19 protein-coding genes are annotated in these 22,382 nt (G+C 69.4%); all 19 read right to left on the minus strand.

Features of this window, described 5'->3' with window-relative positions; all coding sequences use genetic code 11:
• Window positions 1-2: 2 nt before the first annotated feature.
• The 19 genes from rpsC to rpoB all read right to left on the minus strand — a co-directional run bounded on the left by rpsC (window position 3) and on the right by rpoB (window position 22,166).
• Window positions 3-866, minus strand: a complete 864-nt coding sequence (gene rpsC / locus GNZ18_RS29030) for a 30S ribosomal protein S3 (protein WP_214618234.1) — start codon at window positions 864-866, stop codon at window positions 3-5.
• Window positions 866-1,249 (minus strand): 50S ribosomal protein L22, encoded by a 384-nt coding sequence (rplV, locus tag GNZ18_RS29035; protein ID WP_156219773.1) that lies wholly within the window; start codon window positions 1,247-1,249, stop codon window positions 866-868. The genes rpsC and rplV overlap by 1 nt, the downstream gene beginning before the upstream one ends.
• 26 nt (window positions 1,250-1,275) lie before the next feature.
• Entirely contained in the window at window positions 1,276-1,557 is a 282-nt protein-coding gene (rpsS, locus tag GNZ18_RS29040) for a 30S ribosomal protein S19 (protein ID WP_067454662.1), read from the minus strand.
• A 12-nt stretch (window positions 1,558-1,569) separates the two neighbouring features.
• On the minus strand, window positions 1,570-2,403 hold the full coding sequence (gene rplB, locus GNZ18_RS29045; RefSeq protein ID WP_156219775.1) for a 50S ribosomal protein L2: 834 nt from the start codon (window positions 2,401-2,403) through the stop codon (window positions 1,570-1,572).
• Between the two features lie 47 nt (window positions 2,404-2,450).
• Window positions 2,451-2,750: a 50S ribosomal protein L23 gene (gene rplW, locus GNZ18_RS29050; protein ID WP_156219776.1), complete on the minus strand. Its 300-nt coding sequence runs from the start codon at window positions 2,748-2,750 to the stop codon at window positions 2,451-2,453.
• Between the two features lie 12 nt (window positions 2,751-2,762).
• Window positions 2,763-3,365, minus strand: coding sequence for a 50S ribosomal protein L4 (rplD, locus tag GNZ18_RS29055; RefSeq protein ID WP_214618233.1), 603 nt, complete (start codon window positions 3,363-3,365; stop codon window positions 2,763-2,765).
• A complete protein-coding gene (gene rplC / locus GNZ18_RS29060) occupies window positions 3,362-4,012 on the minus strand; it encodes a 50S ribosomal protein L3 (RefSeq protein ID WP_156219778.1) in 651 nt (216 codons plus the stop codon). Before rplC ends, rplD begins: the two co-directional genes overlap by 4 nt.
• A gap of 15 nt (window positions 4,013-4,027) precedes the next feature.
• Complete coding sequence (rpsJ, locus tag GNZ18_RS29065) at window positions 4,028-4,336, minus strand: 30S ribosomal protein S10 (RefSeq protein WP_018657599.1); 309 nt, start codon at window positions 4,334-4,336, stop codon at window positions 4,028-4,030.
• Between the two features lie 155 nt (window positions 4,337-4,491).
• Window positions 4,492-5,685 (minus strand): elongation factor Tu, encoded by a 1,194-nt coding sequence (gene tuf, locus GNZ18_RS29070; protein WP_214618232.1) that lies wholly within the window; start codon window positions 5,683-5,685, stop codon window positions 4,492-4,494.
• A gap of 83 nt (window positions 5,686-5,768) precedes the next feature.
• Window positions 5,769-7,880, minus strand: coding sequence for an elongation factor G (fusA, locus tag GNZ18_RS29075; protein ID WP_214618231.1), 2,112 nt, complete (start codon window positions 7,878-7,880; stop codon window positions 5,769-5,771).
• 48 nt (window positions 7,881-7,928) lie between these two features.
• Window positions 7,929-8,399, minus strand: coding sequence for a 30S ribosomal protein S7 (gene rpsG / locus GNZ18_RS29080; RefSeq protein ID WP_021597494.1), 471 nt, complete (start codon window positions 8,397-8,399; stop codon window positions 7,929-7,931).
• Window positions 8,399-8,773, minus strand: coding sequence for a 30S ribosomal protein S12 (gene rpsL / locus GNZ18_RS29085; protein WP_030176166.1), 375 nt, complete (start codon window positions 8,771-8,773; stop codon window positions 8,399-8,401). Before rpsL ends, rpsG begins: the two co-directional genes overlap by 1 nt.
• A gap of 520 nt (window positions 8,774-9,293) precedes the next feature.
• Window positions 9,294-10,838 (minus strand): hypothetical protein, encoded by a 1,545-nt coding sequence (locus GNZ18_RS29090; protein ID WP_156219781.1) that lies wholly within the window; start codon window positions 10,836-10,838, stop codon window positions 9,294-9,296.
• A gap of 247 nt (window positions 10,839-11,085) precedes the next feature.
• A complete protein-coding gene (locus GNZ18_RS29095) occupies window positions 11,086-12,066 on the minus strand; it encodes an aldo/keto reductase (RefSeq protein ID WP_156219783.1) in 981 nt (326 codons plus the stop codon).
• Between the two features lie 131 nt (window positions 12,067-12,197).
• On the minus strand, window positions 12,198-12,458 hold the full coding sequence (locus GNZ18_RS29100; RefSeq protein WP_156219785.1) for a hypothetical protein: 261 nt from the start codon (window positions 12,456-12,458) through the stop codon (window positions 12,198-12,200).
• A gap of 119 nt (window positions 12,459-12,577) precedes the next feature.
• Complete coding sequence (locus GNZ18_RS29105; protein ID WP_156219786.1) at window positions 12,578-13,786, minus strand: NAD(P)/FAD-dependent oxidoreductase; 1,209 nt, start codon at window positions 13,784-13,786, stop codon at window positions 12,578-12,580.
• Window positions 13,786-14,700: an RNA polymerase sigma factor SigJ gene (sigJ, locus tag GNZ18_RS29110; protein WP_308166083.1), complete on the minus strand. Its 915-nt coding sequence runs from the start codon at window positions 14,698-14,700 to the stop codon at window positions 13,786-13,788. The genes GNZ18_RS29105 and sigJ overlap by 1 nt, the downstream gene beginning before the upstream one ends.
• A gap of 105 nt (window positions 14,701-14,805) precedes the next feature.
• Window positions 14,806-18,678 (minus strand): DNA-directed RNA polymerase subunit beta', encoded by a 3,873-nt coding sequence (locus GNZ18_RS29115; RefSeq protein WP_156219788.1) that lies wholly within the window; start codon window positions 18,676-18,678, stop codon window positions 14,806-14,808.
• A gap of 20 nt (window positions 18,679-18,698) precedes the next feature.
• Window positions 18,699-22,166, minus strand: a complete 3,468-nt coding sequence (gene rpoB / locus GNZ18_RS29120; RefSeq protein WP_156219789.1) for a DNA-directed RNA polymerase subunit beta — start codon at window positions 22,164-22,166, stop codon at window positions 18,699-18,701.
• Window positions 22,167-22,382: the final 216 nt, after the last annotated feature.

The raw sequence follows: 22,382 nt of genomic DNA on the forward strand, positions 1-22,382 counted from the left end.
ACTCAGCTCCCCTCACCCTGCGGAGCAGCCTCGGCCGTCTGCGCGGGCTGCTCGGAACTCTGCTGCTGCTGACGGGGCGCGCCGTCGCGGGCGCCACCGCGCTCGCCGCCGCCACCGGCGCCGCCGCGGCCGCCACGGCCACCGCGGCCGCCGCCCCGGCGGTCGCCGCCGCGGCGCTCACGGCCGCCGCCGCCACCGGCGGCGCGCTGCTGCGCGGCCTGCTGCTCGCGCTCGGCGCGCGTCTGCGCGGCCTCGCCCTTGTAGATCCACACCTTGACGCCGATGCGGCCGAACGTCGTCCGGGCCTCGTAGAAGCCGTAGTCGATGTCGGCGCGCAGCGTGTGCAGCGGGACCTGGCCCTCGCGGTAGAACTCCGAGCGGGACATCTCGGCGCCGCCCAGCCGTCCGCCGCACTGCACCTTGATGCCCTTGGCGCCCGACTTCATCGCGGACTGGATCGCCTTGCGCATGGCGCGCCGGAACGCGACCCGGCTCGACAGCTGCTCGGCCACGCCCTGCGCGACGAGCTGCGCGTCGATCTCGGGGTTCTTGACCTCAAGGATGTTCAGCCGGACCTGCTTGCCGGTCAGCTTCTCCAGGTCGCCGCGCAGCCGCTCGGCCTCCGCGCCGCGGCGGCCGATGACGATGCCCGGCCGGGCGGTGTGGATGTTGACCTCGACGCGGTCACGGGTCCGCTCGATCTCGACCTTGGAGATGCCCGCCCGGTCCATGCCCTTCTGCAGCATGCGCCGGATCTGGACGTCTTCCTTGACGTAGTCCTTGTAGAGCTTGTCGGCGAACCACACGGACTTGTGGTCGGTGGTGATCCCGAGCCGGAACCCGTGCGGGTTGATCTTCTGACCCACTACCGGGCCCTCCTCGTCTTCTTACCGCCGCCGGACGCGGACGCTGCTTCGTCGCGCGACTCCACGACCACGGTGATGTGGCTCGTGCGCTTGTTGATGCGGTACGCCCGGCCCTGGGCGCGGGGGCGGAAACGCTTGAGCGTCGGCCCCTCGTCCACCCACGCACGGCTCACGACGAGCGTGTCCGAGTCGAGCTTGAAATTGTGCTCGGCGTTGGCGATGGCACTCGCCAGCACCTTGCCCACAGGCTCACTCGCCGCCTGGGGGGCGAACCGCAGCACCGCCTGAGCCTCCGCGGCGGGCAGGCCGCGGATGAGGTCCACCACGCGGCGGGCCTTCCTGGGCGTGACGCGGATGAACCGCGCCTGGGCCCTGGCTTCCATCGCTGATCCCTCTCTGTTGCTAGGACTCAGCCGCGTCGGCTGCGGCGGTCTTCCTTGACATGGCTGCGGAACGTCCGCGTCGGCGCGAACTCGCCGAGCTTGTGCCCCACCATGGCGTCGGTGATGAACACCGGGACGTGCTTGCGGCCGTCGTGCACGGCGATCGTGTGACCGATCATGTCCGGCACGATCATGGAGCGCCGCGACCACGTCTTGATGACGTTCTTGGTGCCCTTCTCGTTCTGGACGTCCACCTTCTTGATGAGGTGGTCGTCCACGAAGGGGCCCTTCTTGAGGCTACGTGGCATGACGAGCGACTCCTACCGCTTCTTCTTGCTGCGACGACGGACGATCAGCCGGTCGCTCGACTTGTTCGCCTGGCGAGTGCGGCCTTCCTTCTTACCGTTCGGGTTCACCGGGTGCCGGCCACCGGAGGTCTTGCCCTCACCACCACCGTGCGGGTGGTCGATCGGGTTCATGGCCACGCCGCGGACGGTCGGGCGCTTGCCCTTCCACCGCATGCGTCCGGCCTTGCCCCAGTTGATGTTCGACTGCTCGGCGTTGCCGACCTCGCCGACCGTCGCGCGGCAGCGCACGTCCACCATCCGCATCTCGCCCGAGGGCATGCGCAGCGTGGCGTACTTGCCCTCCTTGGCCAGCAGCTGGACGCCCGCGCCCGCGCTGCGGGCGATCTTGGCGCCGCCGCCGGGCCGCAGCTCGATGGCGTGGACGACGGTACCCGTCGGGATGTTGCGCAGCGGCAGGCAGTTGCCCGGCTTGATGTCGGCGCCCGGCCCGTTCTCGACCCGGTCGCCCTGGCGCAGCCCGCGGGGGGCGATGATGTAGCGCTTCTCGCCGTCCACGTAGTGCAGCAGCGCGATGCGCGCGGTGCGGTTCGGGTCGTACTCGATGTGCGCGACCTTCGCCGGGATGCCGTCCTTGTCGTGCCGACGGAAGTCGATCACGCGGTAGGCGCGCTTGTGGCCGCCGCCCTGGTGCCGGGTCGTGATGCGGCCGTGGTTGTTGCGGCCGCCCTTCTTGGGGAGCGGACGCAGCAGCGACTTCTCCGGCTCGCTGCGCGTGATCTCGACGAAGTCGGCCACGCTGGAGCCGCGACGACCCGGAGTCGTCGGCTTGTAGTTACGGATGCCCATCTTATTCGTTCATCCCTTTATCTGACTTCGGGACGACCCGGCCTGTACTAGGCCGTGCCGCCGAAGATGTCGATCCGCTCGCCCTCGGCGAGGCTGACGATGGCGCGCTTGGTGTCCTTGCGCTTGCCGTAGCCGAACCGGGTCCGCTTGCGCTTCCCCTGCCGGTTGAGCGTGTTCACGCTGGTCACCTTGACGCCGAACACGGCCTCGACGGCCTGCTTGATCTGCGTCTTGTTGGCGTCCGGGCGGACGACGAACGTGTACTTGTTCTCGTCCAGCAGCCCGTAGCTCTTCTCCGAGACGACCGGCGCGATGATGATGTCGCGGGGGTCGGCGATCTTGTTCATGTGCGACCCTCCTTACTTCTTCGCCGCGCGCGAGATGAACTCGTCGTACGCCTTCTGCGTGAAGACGACGTCGTCGTTCACCAGCACGTCGTAGGTGTTGAGCTGGTCGGAGACGAGCACGTGCACGCTCGGCTCGTTGCGCAGGCTCTTCCAGGTCAGCTCGTCCTCGCGGTCCAGGACCAGCAGGACGCGCTTGGCCTCGGTGACCGAGCGCAGCGCCGTCAGCGCCGTCCTGGTCTTCGGGGCGTCGCCCTCGATGAGGTGGTCGACCACGTGCACCCGGCCGTAGCGGGCACGGTCGGACAGGGCGCCGCGCAGCGCCGCCGCCTTCATCTTCTTGGGCGTCTTCTGCGTGTAGTCCCGCGGCTGCGGGCCGTGCACGGTGCCGCCGCCGGCGAACTGGGGCGCGCGGGTCGAACCCTGGCGGGCGCGACCGGTGCCCTTCTGCCGGTACGGCTTCTTGCCACCGCCGCGGACGTCGCCGCGGGTCTTGGTGGCGTGCGTGCCCTGGCGCGCCGCGGCCAGCTGGGCCACCACGACCTGGTGGATCAGCGGCACGCTGGTCTTCGCGTCGAAGACCTCGGCGGGCAGGTCGATGTCGAGCTTGGCAGTCACTTGCCAGTCCCCTTCACTGCGTCGCGGACCAGCACCACGCCGCCGTTGGGACCGGGAACCGCGCCCTTGATGAGCAGCAGGTTCTTCTCCGCGTCGATGGCGTGGACGGTCAGGTTCTGCACGGTGGTACGGGCGTTGCCGTGCCGTCCCGCCATGCGGAGGCCCTTGAAGACGCGACCGGGGGTCGCGCAGCCGCCGATCGAGCCCGGGGAGCGGTGCTTGCGCTGGGTGCCGTGCGAGGCGCCGAGGCCCTTGAAGCCGTGGCGCTTCATGACACCGGCGGTGCCCTTGCCCTTGCTCGTCCCGGTGACGTCGATCTTCTGGCCGGCCTCGAAGACGCTGGCGGTGATCTCCTGGCCGAGTTCGAACTCGGTGGTGTCGTCCGAACGCAGCTCGACGAGGTAGCGGCGCGGCGTGACGCCGGCCTTCTCGAAGTGGCCCGTGCGCGGCTTGTTCACCTTGCGCGGGTCGATCTGCCCGTACCCGATCTGGACGGCGGTGTAGCCGTCCTTCTCCTGGGTGCGGAGCTGCGTGACGACACACGGCCCGGCCTGGACGACGGTCACCGGCACGATCCGGCCCTCATCGTCGAAGACCTGGGTCATGCCGAGCTTCTCGCCCAGGACGCCCTTCCTCTGCGTACTCATCTCTCGGTGCGTCCCTTAGAGCTTGATCTCGATGTCAACGCCGGCCGGAAGGTCGAGCCGCATCAGCGAGTCGACCGTCTTGGGCGTCGGGTCGATGATGTCGATCAACCGCTTGTGCGTGCGCATCTCGAAGTGCTCGCGGCTGTCCTTGTACTTGTGCGGCGAGCGGATGACGCAGTACACGTTCTTCTCGGTCGGCAGCGGCACCGGGCCCGCGACCTTGGCGCCCGTCCGCGTCACCGTCTCAACGATCTTCTTCGCCGAAGTGTCGATGACCTCGTGGTCGTAGGCCTTGAGCCGGATGCGGATCTTCTGTCCCGCCATGGTGGCCTCGGTGTCCTTTGCTGTAGTGCCGCTGGATACTTCAGTGATCGCGACGCGGCGGCCCGGTTGCTGTGTCCGCCTGGGGGGACGACCCCCCAGACTCCCCGGCAAAAGCCGTTTGTCGGCGAACCAGGCCGCCGCGTCCACGAGAGGTGTTACTTGATGACCTTGGTGACGCGACCGGAGCCGACCGTCCGGCCACCCTCGCGGATGGCGAACTTCAGGCCCTCCTCCATGGCGACGGGCTGGATCAGCTCGACGCGCATCTCGGTGTTGTCGCTCGGCATGACCATCTCGGTGCCCTCGGGGAGGTTCACCACGCCGGTGACGTCCGTGGTCCGGAAGTAGAACTGCGGACGGTAGTTGTTGAAGAACGGCGTGTGGCGGCCGCCCTCGTCCTTGGACAGGATGTAGACCTGCGCCTCGAACTCGGTGTGCGGGGTGGTCGTGCCCGGCTTGATGACACACTGGCCGCGCTCGACGTCCTCGCGCTTGATGCCGCGCAGGAGCAGGCCGACGTTGTCGCCCGCCTGGCCCTGGTCGAGCAGCTTGCGGAACATCTCGACACCGGTGACGGTGGTCGTGGTGGTCTCGTTCTTGATGCCGATGATGTCGACGGTCTCGTTGACGTTCACGACACCGCGCTCGACGCGGCCGGTGACGACCGTGCCGCGACCGGTGATCGAGAAGACGTCCTCGATCGGCATCAGGAACGGCTTGTCGACGTCGCGCACCGGCTCCGGCACGTTGTTGTCGACGGCGTCCATCAGCTCGACGATGGTCTCGCCCCACTTGGCGTCGCCCTGGAGCGCCTGGAAGGCGGAGACGCGGATGACCGGCAGGTCGTCGCCCGGGAACTCGTACTCCGAGAGGAGCTCGCGGACCTCAAGCTCGACGAGCTCCAGGATCTCCTCGTCGTCCACCATGTCGCACTTGTTCAGCGCGACGACGATGTAGGGGACGCCGACCTGGCGGGCCAGGAGCACGTGCTCCTTGGTCTGCGGCATCGGGCCGTCGGTGGCGGCGACCACCAGGATGGCGCCGTCCATCTGCGCCGCACCGGTGATCATGTTCTTGATGTAGTCGGCGTGCCCCGGGCAGTCCACGTGCGCGTAGTGCCGGGCCTCGGTCTGGTACTCGACGTGCGCGATCGAGATCGTGATGCCGCGCTCGCGCTCCTCCGGCGCCTTGTCGATGTCCTCGAACGGCGTGAAGGGGTTGAGGTCCGGGTACTTGTCGTGGAGCACCTTGGTGATCGCCGCGGTAAGCGTGGTCTTACCGTGGTCGATGTGTCCAATGGTGCCGATGTTCACGTGCGGCTTCGTCCGCTCGAACTTGGCCTTCGCCACTGGTTGCTCCTTGTCGCGATCCTCGGCCGTCTAGACGACCGCTTCGATGTACGTCTGGTGTGATCTGTGGGCAGGCCCGGCGCTTACTCGCCCCGCGCCTTCGCGATGATCTCCTGCGCGACGTTCCCGGGAACCTCGGCGTAGGAGTCGAACTGCATGGTGAAGACGGCCCGGCCCTGGGTCTTGCTGCGCAGATCACCCACGTAGCCGAACATCTCGGACAGGGGCACGAGCGCCTTGATGACGCGCATGCCGTGCCGCTCGTCCATGGACTGGACCTGGCCGCGACGGCTGTTGAGGTCGCCGATCACATCGCCCATGTTGTCCTCGGGCGTGGTGACCTCGACGGCCATCATCGGCTCCAGCAGCGTCGGGGACGCCTTGCGGGCGGCCTCCTTGAACGCCATGGAACCGGCGACCTTGAACGCCATTTCCGAGGAGTCCACCTCGTGGTAGGCGCCGTCCTGCAGAGTGACCTTGACGCCCACCATCGGGTAGCCGGCGAGGACACCGAACTCGGCGGCCTCCTGGCAGCCCGCGTCCACCGACGGGATGTACTCCCGCGGGATGCGGCCGCCGGTGACCTTGTTCTCGAACTCATACCCGTCGGACCCGCCGCCGAGCGGCTCCAGGTCGATGATCACGCGGCCGAACTGGCCGGAGCCACCCGTCTGCTTCTTGTGGGTGTACTCGACCTTCTCGACCTTGCGGCTGATGGTCTCGCGGTAGGCCACCTGCGGCTTGCCGACGTTGGCGTCGACCTTGAACTCGCGCTTCATCCGGTCGACGAGGATCTCCAGGTGGAGCTCGCCCATGCCGGAGATCACGGTCTGGCCGGTGTCCTCCTCGGTGCGGACCTGGAAGGACGGGTCCTCCTCGGCCAGCCGCTGGATCGCGGTGCCCAGCTTCTGCTGGTCGGCCTTGGTCTTCGGCTCGATCGCCACGTGGATGACCGGCGCCGGGAAGTTCATCGACTCAAGGACGATCGGGTCCTTGTCGTCGCTCAGCGTCTCACCGGTGGTGGTCTGCTTGAGGCCCATCACCGCGACGATGTCGCCGGCGCCCGCGCGCTCGATCTCGGTGCGCTTGTTGGCGTGCATCCGGTAGATCTTGCCGATGCGCTCCTTGCGCTCCTTGACGGAGTTCATCACGTTCGCGCCGGACTCCAGCACGCCGGAGTACACGCGCACGAAGGTGAGCTTGCCCAGGTGCGGGTCGCTGGCGATCTTGAACGCGAGCGCGGAGAACGGCTCGTCCTCGCTCGGCTTGCGGGTGAGGACCTTCTCCTCGTCGCGGACGGCGTGGCCCTCGATGGCCTCCACGTCCAGCGGCGAGGGGAGGTAGCGGACGATCGCGTCCAGCAGCGGCTGCACGCCCTTGTTCTTGAAGGCCGTGCCGCAGGTCACCGGGGTGAGCTTCGCGGCGATCGTCGCGCGCCGGATGCCGTCGTGCAGCTGCTCCACGGTGGGCTCGTTGCCCTCCAGGTACAGCTCCATGATCTCGTCGTCGTTCTCGGCGAGCGTCTCGACCAGCTTGTCGTGCCACTCGCGCGCGAGCTCGGCGTGCGTCTCGGGGATGTCGACCGTGTCGTACATCTCGCCGAGCTTGGCCTCCTCGTTCCACACGAGGGCCTTCATGGTCACCAGGTCGATGACGCCCTTGAAGTCGGCCTCGGCGCCGATCGGGAGCTGGAGCACGAGCGGGGTCGCGTTCAGCCGGTTCTCGATCATGTCGACGCAGCGGTGGAACTCCGCGCCGACCCGGTCGAGCTTGTTGACGAAGCACATGCGGGGCACGCCGTAGCGGTCGGCCTGCCGCCACACCGTCTCGGACTGCGGCTCCACACCGGCGACACCGTCGAACACCGCGACCGCGCCGTCGAGCACCCGCAGGTTGCGCTCCACCTCGATGGTGAAGTCGACGTGCCCGGGGGTGTCGATGATGTTGATCGTGTGCTTGACCTCGTCGACGGGCCATTCGCAGGTGGTGGCCGCGGAGGTGATCGTGATCCCCCGCTCCTGCTCCTGCTCCATCCAGTCCATGGTGGCGGCGCCGTCGTGGACCTCGCCGATCTTGTAGCTGATGCCCGTGTAGTACAGGATCCGCTCGGTCGTCGTGGTCTTGCCAGCGTCGATATGGGCCATGATCCCGATGTTGCGGACCCTGGCAAGGTCTACACCGGTTTTGGTAGCCACAGTGTCCTCGCGTCCTCGCGTCGTCTCGTCGTTCTCAAGCCGCCGGGGTTACCAGCGGTAGTGGGCGAAGGCCTTGTTGGACTCCGCCATCTTGTGGGTGTCCTCGCGCTTCTTGACAGACGCGCCGAGGCCGTTGCTCGCGTCGAGCAGCTCGTTCATCAGCCGCTCGGTCATGGTCTTCTCGCGGCGCTGCCGCGCGTACACCACCAGCCAGCGGAGGGCGAGGGTGGTGCTGCGGGCCGGCCGCACCTCCACCGGCACCTGGTAGGTCGCGCCACCGACGCGGCGGCTGCGGACCTCCAGGGTCGGCTTGACGTTGTCGAGCGCGCGCTTCAGCGTGACGACCGGGTCGTTGCCGGTCTTCTCGCGAGCGCCCTCAAGAGCGTCGTACACGATGCTCTGCGCGATCGAACGCTTGCCGTCCAGGAGAATCTTGTTGATGAGCGCGGTGACCAGCGGCGAGTTGTACACCGGGTCAGCGATCAGCTGGCGCTTGCCAGCGGGGCCCTTGCGCGGCATCAGCTCTTCTCCTTCTTCGCGCCGTACTTGCTACGCGCCTGCTTGCGGTTGCGGACCCCCTGCGTGTCCAGGGACCCGCGGATGATCTTGTACCGAACACCGGGGAGGTCCTTCACACGCCCGCCGCGCACGAGCACGATCGAGTGCTCCTGCAGGTTGTGACCGACGCCGGGGATGTAGGCCGTGACCTCGATCCCGCTGGTCAGCCGGACACGGGCGACCTTGCGAAGCGCGGAGTTCGGCTTCTTGGGCGTCGTCGTGTAGACGCGCGTGCAGACGCCCCGCCGCTGGGGGCTCTCCTTCAGCGCGGGCGTCTTGTTCTTGGTCACCTTGTCCTGGCGGCCCTTTCGGACCAGCTGCTGGATCGTGGGCACCGCGTCTCCGTCTTCCTCGTACCGAGCCGGTAAGTCCTATGCTGCAATCACCACCTCAGGCGAGGCTGTGACCTGCCGGTTTCCCGACCTCTCCGACCCACGCGGTCGGGCGTGTCGCCACCTCACGGAGCATCGCGCCGTTCAGAACCGACACAGACCGCCCGGCCCATACCAGGGCCAGATCAAGCCGGGGAGTAGATGCGGCGCTGGGCCTGGCCGACTGGACCTCGCCGGTGCGCACGCATAGCGGCCCGCACAGCGGGCACAAGTGAAGAGGTTACCGACCCGCGGGCTGAAAATCAAAATGATGCCCGACGCGACGCCTTGGGCGTCAGGGCTCGGGCGCTCTCCCCGAAAGCCACCGCGCCGCTTCGCTCGCGGCCGCCCTCGGACCCGGTCGCGACGTCTGCGTCGCTGCCCGCGGGGTGGGGTGTCGGGGACGGCGCGGTTCTCGCATTGTGGCCCATTCATCCCTCGTTGGGGAAGATCTTGACCACTTTTTACGCCGCCCCCGGCCGTCCTAGAGGACGAAGGCTACTACCACCACGACCAGGATGACGACGATCGCCACGCCGCCGATGACCAGCCACAGCGTGTTCCGGCCGCCGCCCTTGCCCTCGTCGCCGCCGTAGGCGGCGGGCTGCTGGGCGCCGCCGTACTGCTGCTGCTGGCCGCCGTACTGCTGCTGGCCGAACTGCTGCTGGTCGGGCTGGCCGAACTGCTGTTGCTGCTGCTGGTCCGGCTGACCGTACTGCTGCTGTTGCTGGTCCTGCTGCCCGTACTGCGGCTGCTGGTCCTGCTGGCCGTACTGCTGCTGGGCGTTGTAGGGCTGCTGCTGCCCCTGGTTCTGCTGGGAGCCGTAGGGCTGCTGCTGGCCGAACTCCTGCTGGCCGAACTGCTGTTGCTGCTGCTCCTGCTGGCCGTACTGATCCTGCTGACCGTACTGATCCTGCTGGCCGTACTGCTGCTGGGCGTTGTAGGGCTGCTGCTGCCCGCCGTACTGCTGCTGGCCCGGCTGCTGCTGTTGCTGGCCCCACTGCTGCTGGCCGATGTCCATGCGGGTGTGCTCGGCCATGCCCTGCGGCTCGGACTGGCGGCCCGGGTCGAAGGCCTGGGTCGGCTTGGCGTCCTCCACCTCGGGACGGCCGTAGGGGTCCTCCGCCGGGGACGGGGCGGCCGGCGCGCCGAAGCCCGACTCCGGGGGCGGGACCATCAACGTCCGCTCGTGGTCCACCTGGCCCTGCTGCCCCTGCTGGGGCGGCTCCGCCGACCACGCCTCGGGGCCGGACGGCGCGGGCGAGGACTGCCAGGGCTCGGCCGGGGCCTCGTGCTTGCGCTCGGGGCCGGTCGCCACCGGGATGTCGGTGCCCGGCGACCAGTGCAGCGTGGCCTGGTCGTCGATCACCGGACGCGGCGGCGCCTCGGGCTCGGGCGTACCGGCGCCGGGCCCGGGGACGATCAGCGTGCGGTCGGTGGCGTCCTGCGGCGGCGGCTCCTGGCCGAACTGCGGCTGGCCGAACGGCTGCTGCTGCTCGGGCTGGCCGTACTGCGGCTGCTCGGGCTGCCCGTAGGGCTGCTGCTGCGGTTCCTGGGGCGCGCCGTGCCTGGGCTGCTGCGGGTAGCCCTGCTGCTGCGCGTACGGGTCCTCGGGCTGCTGGCCGTAGGGCTGCTGCTGGCCGAACGGGGGCGGCTCGGGCGGCTGGTATCCGCCGCCCTGCCCCTGCTGCTGGCCCGGCTGCTGCCCGTAGGGCTGCTGCTGCCCGTACTGCTGCTCCTGCGGCGGGTTGTAGGGCTGCTGGGGCGGCGCCGGGGGCTGCTCGCCGTACTGCTGCTGCTGGATCGGCTGCTCGACCCGCGTGGGGTGCGCGGGCTGCTCCGGCCGCGGAGGCTGCTGGGGCTGCGGGGGCTGCTGCGGGCCCGCGTTGCCGCCCAGTTGCGGGGCTCCGAACACCACGGTGCGGTCACCCAGGGGACGGGCCGGAGGCTCGTTCTGCTCCGGGGGCCGCTGGCCCTCGTCCTCCGGCAACGGCCACTGCGGTCCCTGCGTGCCGTCATTCTCGGTCATCGTCGGGCTCCTTCAGCGCCGTCGTCCCGGGGCTCCTCAGCACCCGGACGCTCGGAGACGCGCGGCGCATAACGCGGCCTCCGAACCTTGTCACCGATGTCCCCACGTGGCGGTCTTGCCACCCGTGGGCGTTCTCGTCACCAGCCTGCCCCGATAGCCGGTGGAATCGCAAATCACCACCCCCCGGATAGACGTCGGACGACCCCGGACCGTTCCTTGCCCGGGGACGCCGTGCCGGCCGCGCAGGTCAGGAGTGCCCGTAGACCGGGTGCGGACGGTAGGGGGCCTCCAGGCGGGCGATCTCCTTGTCGTCCAGGCGGATGTCGGCGGCGGCGATCGCGTCCTCGATGTGGCCGAGCTTCGTCGCGCCGACGATGGGGGCGGTCACGGCGGGCTTGGCGAGCAGCCACGCCAGCGCGACCCGCGCGGGCGGGACCTCGCGCTCGGCGGCGACCTGCCGGACGACGTCCACCACGTCGAAGTCGGCCTCGTCGTAGAGCTGGTCGGCGTAGGCGTCGGTGTTGGCGCGGACGGTGTTGCGCCCGCCGCCCCGCTCGCGGTTGCCCGCCAGCAGGCCGCGCGCCAGGGGGCTCCAGGGAAGGCAGCCCACGCCCTGGTCGAGGCAGAGCGGGATCATCTCCCGCTCCTCCTCGCGGTAGACGAGGTTGTAGTGGTTCTGCATGGTGACGAACTTCGTCCAGCCATGGGTCTCGGCGACGTGCTGCGCCTTGGCGAACTGCCACGCGTACATGCTGGACGCGCCGATGTAGCGGGCCTTCCCCGAGCGCACGATGTCGTGCAGGGCCTCCATGGTCTCCTCGATGGGCGTCTCGTCGTCCCACCGGTGGATCTGGTACAGGTCCACGTGGTCGGTGCCGAGGCGCCGCAGGGACGCGTCGATGGAGGCCATCACGTGCTTGCGCGACAGGCCGGACTCGTTGGCGCCGGGGCCCATCGGGAAGTACACCTTCGTCGCGAGGACGTAGTCGTCGCGGTTCTGGAACATGCGGCCCAGCAGGCGGCCGGTGATCTCCTCGCTGGCGCCGGTGGAGTACATGTCGGCGGTGTCGAAGAACGTCACCCCCGCCTCGACGGCGCGCCGGACGATCGGCTCGGCGGCGTCCTCGCCGAGGAACCACTCCCGCTGCCCCGGGTCGCCGTAGCTCATCATGCCGAGGCAGATCCGCGAGACCTTCGTTCCCGTCGCGCCGAGCCGCACCTGATCCATGTCCCGCCTCCTTCGCAGACCGAGCCTCGATCGTTTCACCCCGCGCGCCCGGATGGCGACCTCGGGGTGTCCCGGAATGCCGGAAGCCCGCTCCCCCTCGGGGAAGCGGGCTTCGCGGGCTTCGCGGACGGTCAGCCGAACGCGTGGCATTCCACCTCGGCTCGGCGCTGGGTCATCCCCTGCTGGACCATCGAGGTCGCGCACGCCTGCTGCTTCTGGTCGAGCTGGACCTTGCCGCACACGGTGGTGCTGGAGTAGGTCCGGCAGTCCTGGCGCTGCTGCGACGGCTGCGTTGGTCGCGATGGCTGCGACGTCTGGGCGGCGCCAGCCGCTCCCGCTCCGACCCCCGTCGCCGCGATCGCGATCACTGCTGCGGTAATGACCCGTTTCATATGGTTTCCTCCCCGTCACGCAGATTAGCCAGCAACCGGTCCCTCCCCGGGCACGGCACCGCAAAACCCGGTCAAAGGTCAAGAAAACCCAGATAACCGCAGGTAAACGGCGTGCCGGGTCAGCCGGCGGCGACCGGGCGGCGGACGGACAGCCGGTGGTCGGCCTGCCGCAGCAGCGCCTCCGCGTCGTGCACCGGCGGGTAGATCCACTCCTCGTTCACCGCGCGCTTGCGGGCCTTGGCCGTCTCCCCGGTGCTCTCGACCGTCCGCTCGAACCCGGTGGTGAAGACCGCGCCGGCCGCGCCGAGGTCCAGGCACGTCACGTAGGGGTCGGGGGCGAACTCCGCCGGCGTGAGCCCGAGCAGGTCGGCGGCGGCGTTGTGGCCCGCGTGGCGGCCGAGGGGGGTCGCGTGCTGGCAGCTCGGCATCGTGAGGTTGCCGCCCTCGACCGGGGCGGCGGCGGTGTCGCCCGCCGCGTACACGCCCGGGACCCCGGGGACACGCAGGTACGCGTCGGTGACCAGGCGCCCGATGCGGTCGCGCTCGGCCGGGACGTCGCGGGTGAGCGGGCTGGCCTGCACCCCGGCCGTCCACACGACGGTGCTCGCAGGGATGGACGTGCCGTCGCCGAGCACGACGCCGTTCGGCGTGATCTCGGTCACCGACGCGCCGAGCCGCACCTCGACGCCCAGCTCCTCCAGCGCGGAGGTGATGACGGGGCGGGGGCCGGGGCCGAGGTCGGGGCCGAGGACGTCGGCGCGCTCCACGAGGACGACGCGGACCCCGTCCGCCGCGTCCCCGGCGACGCCCGGCGCCCGCATGCGCCCGGCCAGCTCCGTCGCGACCTCCAGGCCGGTGAAGCCCGCGCCGATGACCACGGCCGTGTGGCGTCCCGGGCCCTCGGGCAGGGCGTGCAGGTGCTCGTCGAGCGCGATGGCGGCCTGGACGGTGTCCACGTTGTGGAGGTGCTCGGCGCCGGGCAGGTCCGGCTGGGCCAGCGCGCTGCCCGTGGCCAGGACGAGGCGCCGGTAGGAGAGCTCGGTGACGCTCCCGTCCCGCCCCCGGACGGTGACCGCCGACCGGTCGGTATGGACGGCGGTGGCGTACCCCCGCACCCGCTCCACGCCGATCGGCCCGAGGACGTCGTCCAGCGGGACCCGCATCGCGCCCGGGTCGGCCTGGTAGAGCCGGGGCCGGATCACCATGTGGTCGTCGGGTGCGACGACCGTGACGGAGCGCTCAGCGCCCTCCTCGCGCAGCAGGCGGGTGGCCGCGGCGGCGCTCCAGACGGCGGCGAACCCGCCGCCCAGGATCAGAACGTCCGGCATCAGTGTGTTCCTCTCAGGTGTCGTGCGCGTTCGAGCTTGTCGGGATTGCGGACGAAGTCGACGGAGACGATCCGGCCGCCGTCGAGGGTGAGGGACATGACGCCCTGGAGATGGCCGTCCCGCGCCCAGAGCAGCCCCGGGCGGCCGTTGACCGTGGCGTGCGTGATGCCGCCGTCGCCCGCGTACCACCGGGCGACGCCCAACAGGTAGCGGGCGACGCGGTCGGCGCCGTGGACGGGACGGCGCGCCGCCGCCACCCGCCCGCCGCCGTCGCTGCGCACGACGACATCGGGGTCGAGCAGCGCCAGCAGCGCCTGGACGTCGCCGGTCCGGCAGGCGGCGGCGAACGCCGCGAGGACGCGGCGCTGCTCGTCCGGGGGCGCCTCGAAGCGCGGGGCCCGCGCCTCGATCCGCCTGCGGGCCCGCACGGCGAGCTGGCGGCAGGCCGCCGGTCCGCGGCCCACCACCTCGCCGATCTCGGGGAACCCGATCCCGAACACGTCGTGCAGGACGAACGCCGTCCGCTCGGCGGGGGTGAGCGACTCCAGCACGACCAGCAGGGCCATGCTGAGCGACTCGTCCAGCGTCACCCGGTCGGCGGGGTCGCCGCCGCCCGCGGGGTCGGGGCGCGGGCGCCCACCGGTCACCAGCGGCTCCGGCAGCCACGGGCCGACGTACTCCTCCCGCCGGTACCGCGCCGAGCGCAGCACGTCCCGCGCCAGCCGCGCGGTCGTGACGATCAGCCAGCCGGTCAGGTCCTCGATCCGGGCGCGGTCGGCCGAGCGGAGCCGCAGCCAGCTCTCCTGGACCACGTCCTCCGCCTCGTCCACGCTGCCGAGGAGCCCGTAGGCCACGCCCAGGAGCCGTCCGCGCAGCGCCTGGAACTCCCTCGCCAACTCTTCGTCGTCCCACACGTCATGGGGACGAAACAGGCCCGCATCCTGTGACAACGCGGAAAGGCCGCCCCCCGCGAACGCGGGGGGCGGCCTTTCCGTACGGCCTCGCCGTGCCTTGCGGAACTACCGGTTGTACTGCCCGAAGTCGTACTCCTCCAGCGGGACGGCCTCGCCGGAGCCCTGGCCGAAGGCGTACTCGGCGCCGTCGTCGTAGGAGCCGACGGAGTACACCGCCGCCTTCGCCTCCTCGGTGGGCTCCACCCGGACGTTGCGGTACTGCGGCATGCCGGTACCGGCCGGGATGAGCTTGCCGATGATGACGTTCTCCTTGAGGCCGAGCAGCGGGTCGCTCTTGGCGTGCATCGCGGCCTCGGTGAGCACCCGGGTCGTCTCCTGGAAGGACGCCGCCGACAGCCACGACTCGGTCGCGAGCGAGGCCTTGGTGATGCCCATCAGGACCGGGCGGCCCGCGGCGGGCACCCCGCCCTCGGCGACGACGTTCCGGTTGCGCTCCTCGAAGATCGGACGCTCCACGAGGTCGCCCGGCAGCAGCTCGGTGTCGCCGGACTCAAGGATGTTCACCCGCTTCAGCATCTGGCGGACGATGATCTCGATGTGCTTGTCGTGGATCGACACGCCCTGCGACCGGTAGACCTCCTGGACCTCGTGGACCAGGTGGAGCTGCACGGCGCGGGGGCCGAGGATGCGCAGCACCTCGTGCGGGTTGATCGCACCCGCGATGAGCTGCTGGCCGACGTCGACGTGCTCGCCCTCCTTCACCAGCAGGCGCGAGCGCATCGGCACCGGGTAGGCGATCTCGTCGGCGCCGTCGTCGGGGACGACGACGACCTTGCGCGCCTTCTCGGTCTCGTCGATCTTGACGCGGCCGGCGACCTCGCTGATCGGGGCGACACCCTTGGGGATGCGCGCCTCGAACAGCTCCTGGACACGCGGCAGACCGTGCGTGATGTCGCCACCGGCCACACCGCCGGTGTGGAAGGTGCGCATCGTCAGCTGCGTGCCGGGCTCACCGATCGACTGCGCGGCGATGATCCCGACGGCCTCGCCGACGTCCACCCGCTTGCCGGTGGCCAGCGAGCGGCCGTAGCAGGCGGCGCAGACACCGATCTTGGCCTCGCAGACCAGGGCGCTGCGGGTGCGGACGCGGTCCACGCCCGCCTCGACCAGCCGCGTCACGACCGCGTCGGACAGGTCGGTGTCGGCCGGGAAGATGACGGTCCCGTCGACCTCGACGTCCTCGGCGATCGTGCGGCCGACCAGGCTGGTCTCGGTCGTGGCCAGCTTGACCAGCGAGCCGTCCTCCAGCCGGTCGGCGACCTCGAAGGGGATCGTGCGGTCGGTGCCGCAGTCCTCCTCGCGGACGATGACGTCCTGCGCGACGTCCACCAGGCGCCGGGTCAGGTAGCCCGAGTCGGCGGTGCGCAGCGCGGTGTCGGCCAGACCCTTGCGGGCGCCGTGCGTCGAGATGAAGTACTCGACGACCGACAGGCCCTCGCGGAACGAGGACTTGATCGGACGCGGGATCGTCTCGCCCTTCGGGTTCGACACCAGCCCGCGCATACCGGCGATCTGCCGCAGCTGAAGCGGGTTGCCCCGGGCGCCCGACTGGATCATCATCCAGATCGGGTTGGCCTTCGGGAACGCCTGCTCCATGTCCTTGGCGACGTCGGCGGTCGCGTGGTTCCAGATCTCGATGAGCTCCTGCTTGCGCTCGTCATCGGTGATCAGACCGCGGTTGAACTCCCGCTGCACCTTGTCGGCGCGCGCCTCGTACCCGCCGAGGATGTCCTGCTTGTTCGGCGGGGTGATGACGTCGTCGATCGCGATCGTGACGCCGGACCGGGTGGCCCAGTGGAAGCCGGTGCTCTTCAGCGCGTCCAGAGCGTTGGCGACGGCGACCTTCGGGTAGGTCTCCGCCAGCTCGTTGACGATCGCCGACAGCTGCTTCTTGCCGATCTCGTCGTTGACGAAGGGGAAGTCCTCCGGCAGCGTCTCGTTGAACAGCGCGCGGCCGAGCGTGGTCTCCAGCCGGTAGGGCTGGCCGGGCTCATAGCCCTCGGGCGCGATCCAGTCCCGCGGCGGCGGGACGTCCTTGAGCCGGATGTGGATCTTCGCCTGGAGGTCGAGCTCGCCCCGGTCGTAGGCCATGATGCCCTCGGCGATGCCGCCGAACGCACGGCCCTCGCCCTGGGCGCCGTCCTTCTCCGTCGTCAGCCAGTACAGGCCGATGACCATGTCCTGGGTGGGCATGGTGACGGGCTTGCCGTCCGACGGCTTCAGGATGTTGTTGGTCGAGAGCATCAGGATCCGCGCCTCGGCCTGGGCCTCGGCCGACAGCGGCAGGTGCACCGCCATCTGGTCGCCGTCGAAGTCGGCGTTGAACGCCGTGCAGACGAGCGGGTGGATCTGGATGGCCTTGCCCTCGACCAGCTGCGGCTCGAACGCCTGGATGCCGAGGCGGTGCAGGGTCGGCGCGCGGTTCAGCAGCACCGGGTGCTCGGTGATGACCTCTTCCAGCACGTCCCACACGACCGGGCGGGCCCGCTCGACCATCCGCTTGGCGGACTTGATGTTCTGCGCGTGGTTGAGGTCGACCAGCCGCTTCATCACGAACGGCTTGAACAGCTCCAGCGCCATCTGCTTGGGCAGGCCGCACTGGTGCAGCTTCAGCTGCGGGCCGACGACGATGACCGAGCGGCCCGAGTAGTCGACGCGCTTGCCCAGCAGGTTCTGGCGGAACCGGCCCTGCTTGCCCTTGAGCATGTCCGACAGCGACTTCAGCGGGCGGTTGCCCGGCCCGGTGACCGGGCGGCCGCGGCGGCCGTTGTCGAACAGCGCGTCGACGGCCTCCTGCAGCATCCGCTTCTCGTTGTTGACGATGATCTCGGGCGCGCCGAGGTCGAGCAGCCGCTTGAGCCGGTTGTTGCGGTTGATGACGCGGCGGTACAGGTCGTTCAGGTCGGAGGTGGCGAACCGCCCACCGTCGAGCTGCACCATCGGACGCAGGTCCGGCGGGATCACCGGGATGCAGTCCAGCACCATGCCGAGCGGGCTGTTGCGGGTGTTGAGGAACGCCGAGACGACCTTCAGCCGCTTCAGCGCGCGGGCCTTCTTCTGCCCCTTGCCGGTGCGGATGATGTCGCGCAGCTTCTCGGCCTCGGCGTCGAGGTCGAAGTTCTGGAGCCGGGCCTGGATGGCCGCGGCGCCCATGCCGCCCTCGAAGTACTTGCCGAACCGGTCGCGCATCTCGCGGTAGAGCAGCTCATCGCCCTCAAGGTCCTGGACCTTGAGGTTCTTGAAGCGGCTCCAGACCTCGTCGAGCCGGTCGATCTCGCGCTGCGCGCGGTCGCGCAGCTGCTTCATCTCCCGCTCGGCGCCGTCGCGCACCTTGCGCTTCTGGTCGGCCTTCGCGCCGGCCTCCTCCAGCTCCGCGAGGTCGCCCTCCAGCTTCTGCTGGCGGGCCTCGACCTGCGCGTCGCGGGCCTGCTCGATCTGCTGGCGCTCCACCGAGATGTGGGCCTCCAGCGTGGGCAGGTCGCGGTCGCGGCGCTCGGCGTCCACGCTGGTGATCATGTAGGCCGCGAAGTAGATGATCTTTTCGAGATCCTTCGGGGCCAGGTCCAGCAGGTAGCCGAGGCGCGAGGGGACGCCCTTGAAGTACCAGATGTGCGTGACCGGCGCGGCCAGCTCGATGTGGCCCATCCGCTCGCGCCGCACCTTGGCGCGCGTCACCTCGACGCCGCAGCGCTCACAGATGATGCCCTTGAACCGGACGCGCTTGTACTTGCCGCAGTAGCACTCCCAGTCCCGGGTCGGACCGAAGATCTTCTCGCAGAAGAGCCCGTCCTTCTCCGGCTTGAGGGTGCGGTAGTTGATCGTCTCCGGCTTCTTGACCTCGCCGTGCGACCACTGGCGGATGTCGTCAGCGGTCGCCAGGCCGATGCGTAGCTCGTCGAAGAAGTTGACGTCAAGCAACTGTTTTCCCCTTGAGTTGATCAGACCTCTTCGACACTGCTCGGCTCACGCCGGGACAGGTCGATGCCGAGCTCCTCCGCGGCGCGGAAGACGTCCTCGTCGGTGTCGCGCATCTCGATGGACATGCCGTCGCTGGAGAGCACCTCGACGTTGAGGCACAGCGACTGCATCTCCTTGATGAGCACCTTGAAGGACTCGGGAATGCCGGGCTCGGGGATGTTCTCGCCCTTGACGATGGCCTCGTAGACCTTGACGCGGCCGAGGACGTCGTCGGACTTGATGGTCAGCAGCTCCTGGAGGGCGTAGGCGGCGCCGTAGGCCTCCAGCGCCCACACCTCCATCTCACCGAAGCGCTGGCCGCCGAACTGGGCCTTACCGCCGAGCGGCTGCTGGGTGATCATGGAGTACGGGCCGGTCGAGCGGGCGTGGATCTTGTCGTCGACCAGGTGGAGCAGCTTGAGGATGTAGATGTAGCCGACCGAGATCGGGTCCTTGTAGGGCTCGCCGGTGCGACCGTCGAACAGCCGCGCCTTGCCGCCCGGGCCCACCATGCGGTTGCCGTCGCGGTTGGGCAGCGTGCTCTCGATCAGACCGGTGACGTCGTCCTCGCGGGCGCCGTCGAACACCGGCGTGGCGGTGTTGGTCCAGGCCGGGGCCTCGTCGGCGCCGATCTCCTTGAGCGCGCGCTTCCACTCGGCGTCGTCGCCCTCGACCTTCCAGCCGCGGGAGGCGACCCAGCCGAGGTGGGTCTCCAGGACCTGGCCCACGTTCATGCGTCCGGGGACGCCGAGCGGGTTCAGGACGATGTCGACGGGCGTGCCGTCCTCAAGGAACGGCATGTCCTCGACCGGGAGCACCTTGGAGATGACGCCCTTGTTGCCGTGCCGGCCCGCGAGCTTGTCCCCGTCGGTGATCTTGCGCTTCTGCGCCACGTACACCCGGACCAGCTCGTTCACGCCGGGCGGGAGCTCGTCGCCCTCGTCCCGGGAGAACACCCGGACGCCGATGACCTTGCCCTGCTCGCCGTGCGGCACCTTCAGCGAGGTGTCGCGGACCTCGCGCGCCTTCTCACCGAAGATCGCGCGCAGCAGCCGCTCCTCGGGGGTCAGCTCGGTCTCGCCCTTGGGCGTGACCTTGCCGACCAGGATGTCGCCGGGGACGACGTCCGCGCCGATGCGGATGATGCCGCGCTCGTCGAGGTCGGCCAGGACCTCCTCGGAGACGTTCGGGATGTCCCGGGTGATCTCCTCGGGGCCGAGCTTGGTGTCGCGGGCGTCGACCTCGTGCTCCTCGATGTGGATCGAGGACAGCACGTCGTCCTGGACGAGGCGCTGGCTGAGGATGATCGCGTCCTCGTAGTTGTGGCCCTCCCACGGCATGAACGCCACGAGCAGGTTCTTGCCGAGCGCCATCTCACCGTTGTCGGTGCACGGCCCGTCGGCGATGACCTGGCCCAGCTCGACCCGGGCGCCCTCTTCCACGATGGGCTTCTGGTTGAAGCAGGTGCCCTGGTTGGACCGCTTGAACTTGGCGACCCGGTAGGTGGTGCGGGTGCCGTCGTCGTTCATCACGGTGACGTAGTCGGCGGAGACCTCCTCGACGACGCCCGCCTTCTCGGCCGTGATGACGTCGCCCGCGTCGGTCGCGGCACGGTACTCCATGCCGGTGCCGACCAGCGGCGCCTCGCTGCGCAGCAGCGGCACCGACTGCCGCTGCATGTTGGAGCCCATCAGCGCGCGGTTGGCGTCGTCGTGCTCCAGGAACGGGATCATCGCGGTCGCGACCGAGGTCATCTGCCGCGCGGAGACGTCCATGTACTGGACGTCGCGCGGCGGGATCAGCTCGACCTCGCCGCCCTTCTTGCGGATGAGGACCTTGTCCTCGACGAAGGTGCCGTCGTCGTTGAGCAGGGAGTTGGCCTGCGCGATGACGTAGCGGTCCTCCTCGTCGGCGGTCAGGTAGTCGATCTGCTCGGTGACCACGCCGTCGGTGACCTTGCGGTACGGGGTCTCGACGAACCCGAACGGGTTGACCCGGCCGAAGGCGGCCAGCGAGCCGATCAGGCCGATGTTCGGGCCTTCCGGCGTCTCGATCGGGCACATGCGGCCGTAGTGCGACGGGTGGACGTCGCGGACCTCCATGCCCGCGCGCTCACGCGACAGACCGCCAGGACCCAGCGCGTTCAGGCGGCGCTTGTGCGTCAGCCCGGCCAGCGGGTTGGTCTGGTCCATGAACTGCGAGAGCTGGCTGGTGCCGAAGAACTCCTTGATGGAGGCGACGACCGGCCGGATGTTGATCAGCGTCTGCGGCGTGATGGCCTCGACGTCCTGGGTGGTCATCCGCTCGCGGACGACGCGCTCCATGCGGGCGAGGCCGAGCCGGACCTGGTTCTGGATCAGCTCGCCGACCGTGCGCAGGCGCCGGTTGCCGAAGTGGTCGATGTCGTCGACCTCGATCGGCACGGCGACGGCCCCGAGGGTGGCCTCCTCCTCGCCGGCGTGCAGCCGGACGAGGTACTCGATCGTGGAGACGATGTCGTCCTCGGTGAGCGTCCCCTGCTTCATGTCGAGGTCGAGGCCGAGCTTCTTATTGATCTTGTATCGGCCGACCTTGGCGACGTCGTACCGCTTGGGGTTGAAGTACAGGTTCTCCAGCAGGGTCTGCGCCGACTCGCGGGTCGGCGGCTCGCCCGGCCGCAGCTTGCGGTAGATGTCCAGCAGCGCGTCGTCCTGGCCGGAGGTGTGGTCCTTCTCCAGCGTGACGTTGATCGACTCGTAGGCGCCGAAGTGCTCGCGGATGCGCGCCTCGTCCCAGCCGAGGGCCTTGAGCAGCACGGTGACCGGCTGCTTGCGCTTGCGGTCGATGCGCACGCCGACGTTGTCGCGCTTGTCGATCTCGAACTCAAGCCAGGCGCCGCGGCTCGGGATGACCCGGCAGCCGTAGATGTCCTTGTCGGACGCCTTGTCGAGGGCGCGGTCGAAGTACACGCCGGGCGAGCGGGTCAGCTGCGAGACCACGACGCGCTCGGTGCCGTTGATGATGAAGGTGCCCTTCGGGGTCATGAGCGGGAAGTCGCCCATGAAGACCGTCTGGCTCTTGATCTCACCGGTGGTGTTGTTGATGAACTCCGCCGTCACGAAGAGCGGGGCGGAGTAGGTCATGTCCTTGTCCTTGCACTCCTCGACGGAGTACTTGGGCGGTTCGAACCGGTGGTCGCGGAACGACAGCGACATGGTTCCGGAGAAGTCCTCGATCGGACTGATCTCTTCGAAGATCTCCTCCAGCCCCGACTGGGTCGGGACGCTCTTACTTCCGGCCTTCTGGGCCGCCTCGACCCGGGCCTTCCACCTCTCGTTGCCCAGCAGCCAGTCAACGGAGTTGGTCTGCAGTGCAAGGAGGTCCGGGACTTCGAGCGGCTCCTTGATGCGCGCGAAGGAGACGCGGTTCGGACCGGTTGCGGTATTCGAGGCGTTGCGCGAGGCTGCCAAGAGTGGTCCTTCCGAGGGCTCGCGGCGTAACTGACGACACGCACGCCAGACGATCCACGTCCAAGACCCGCACATCAGGGTCCAAAACGGACCCCTCGCGGGGGAGCTCTCACACGTGGATAGTCAGAGGGCAGCGCAAAGGGGCAGTGTAGCCGACTGCCACACCGCTCGCAACTCTAGCGCCGCAGTATGCATCACAGTTGCCTTGGAGCATCG

The organism is Actinomadura litoris (genome assembly GCF_009733595.1).
GTDB classification, from domain to species: domain Bacteria; phylum Actinomycetota; class Actinomycetes; order Streptosporangiales; family Streptosporangiaceae; genus Spirillospora; species Spirillospora litoris.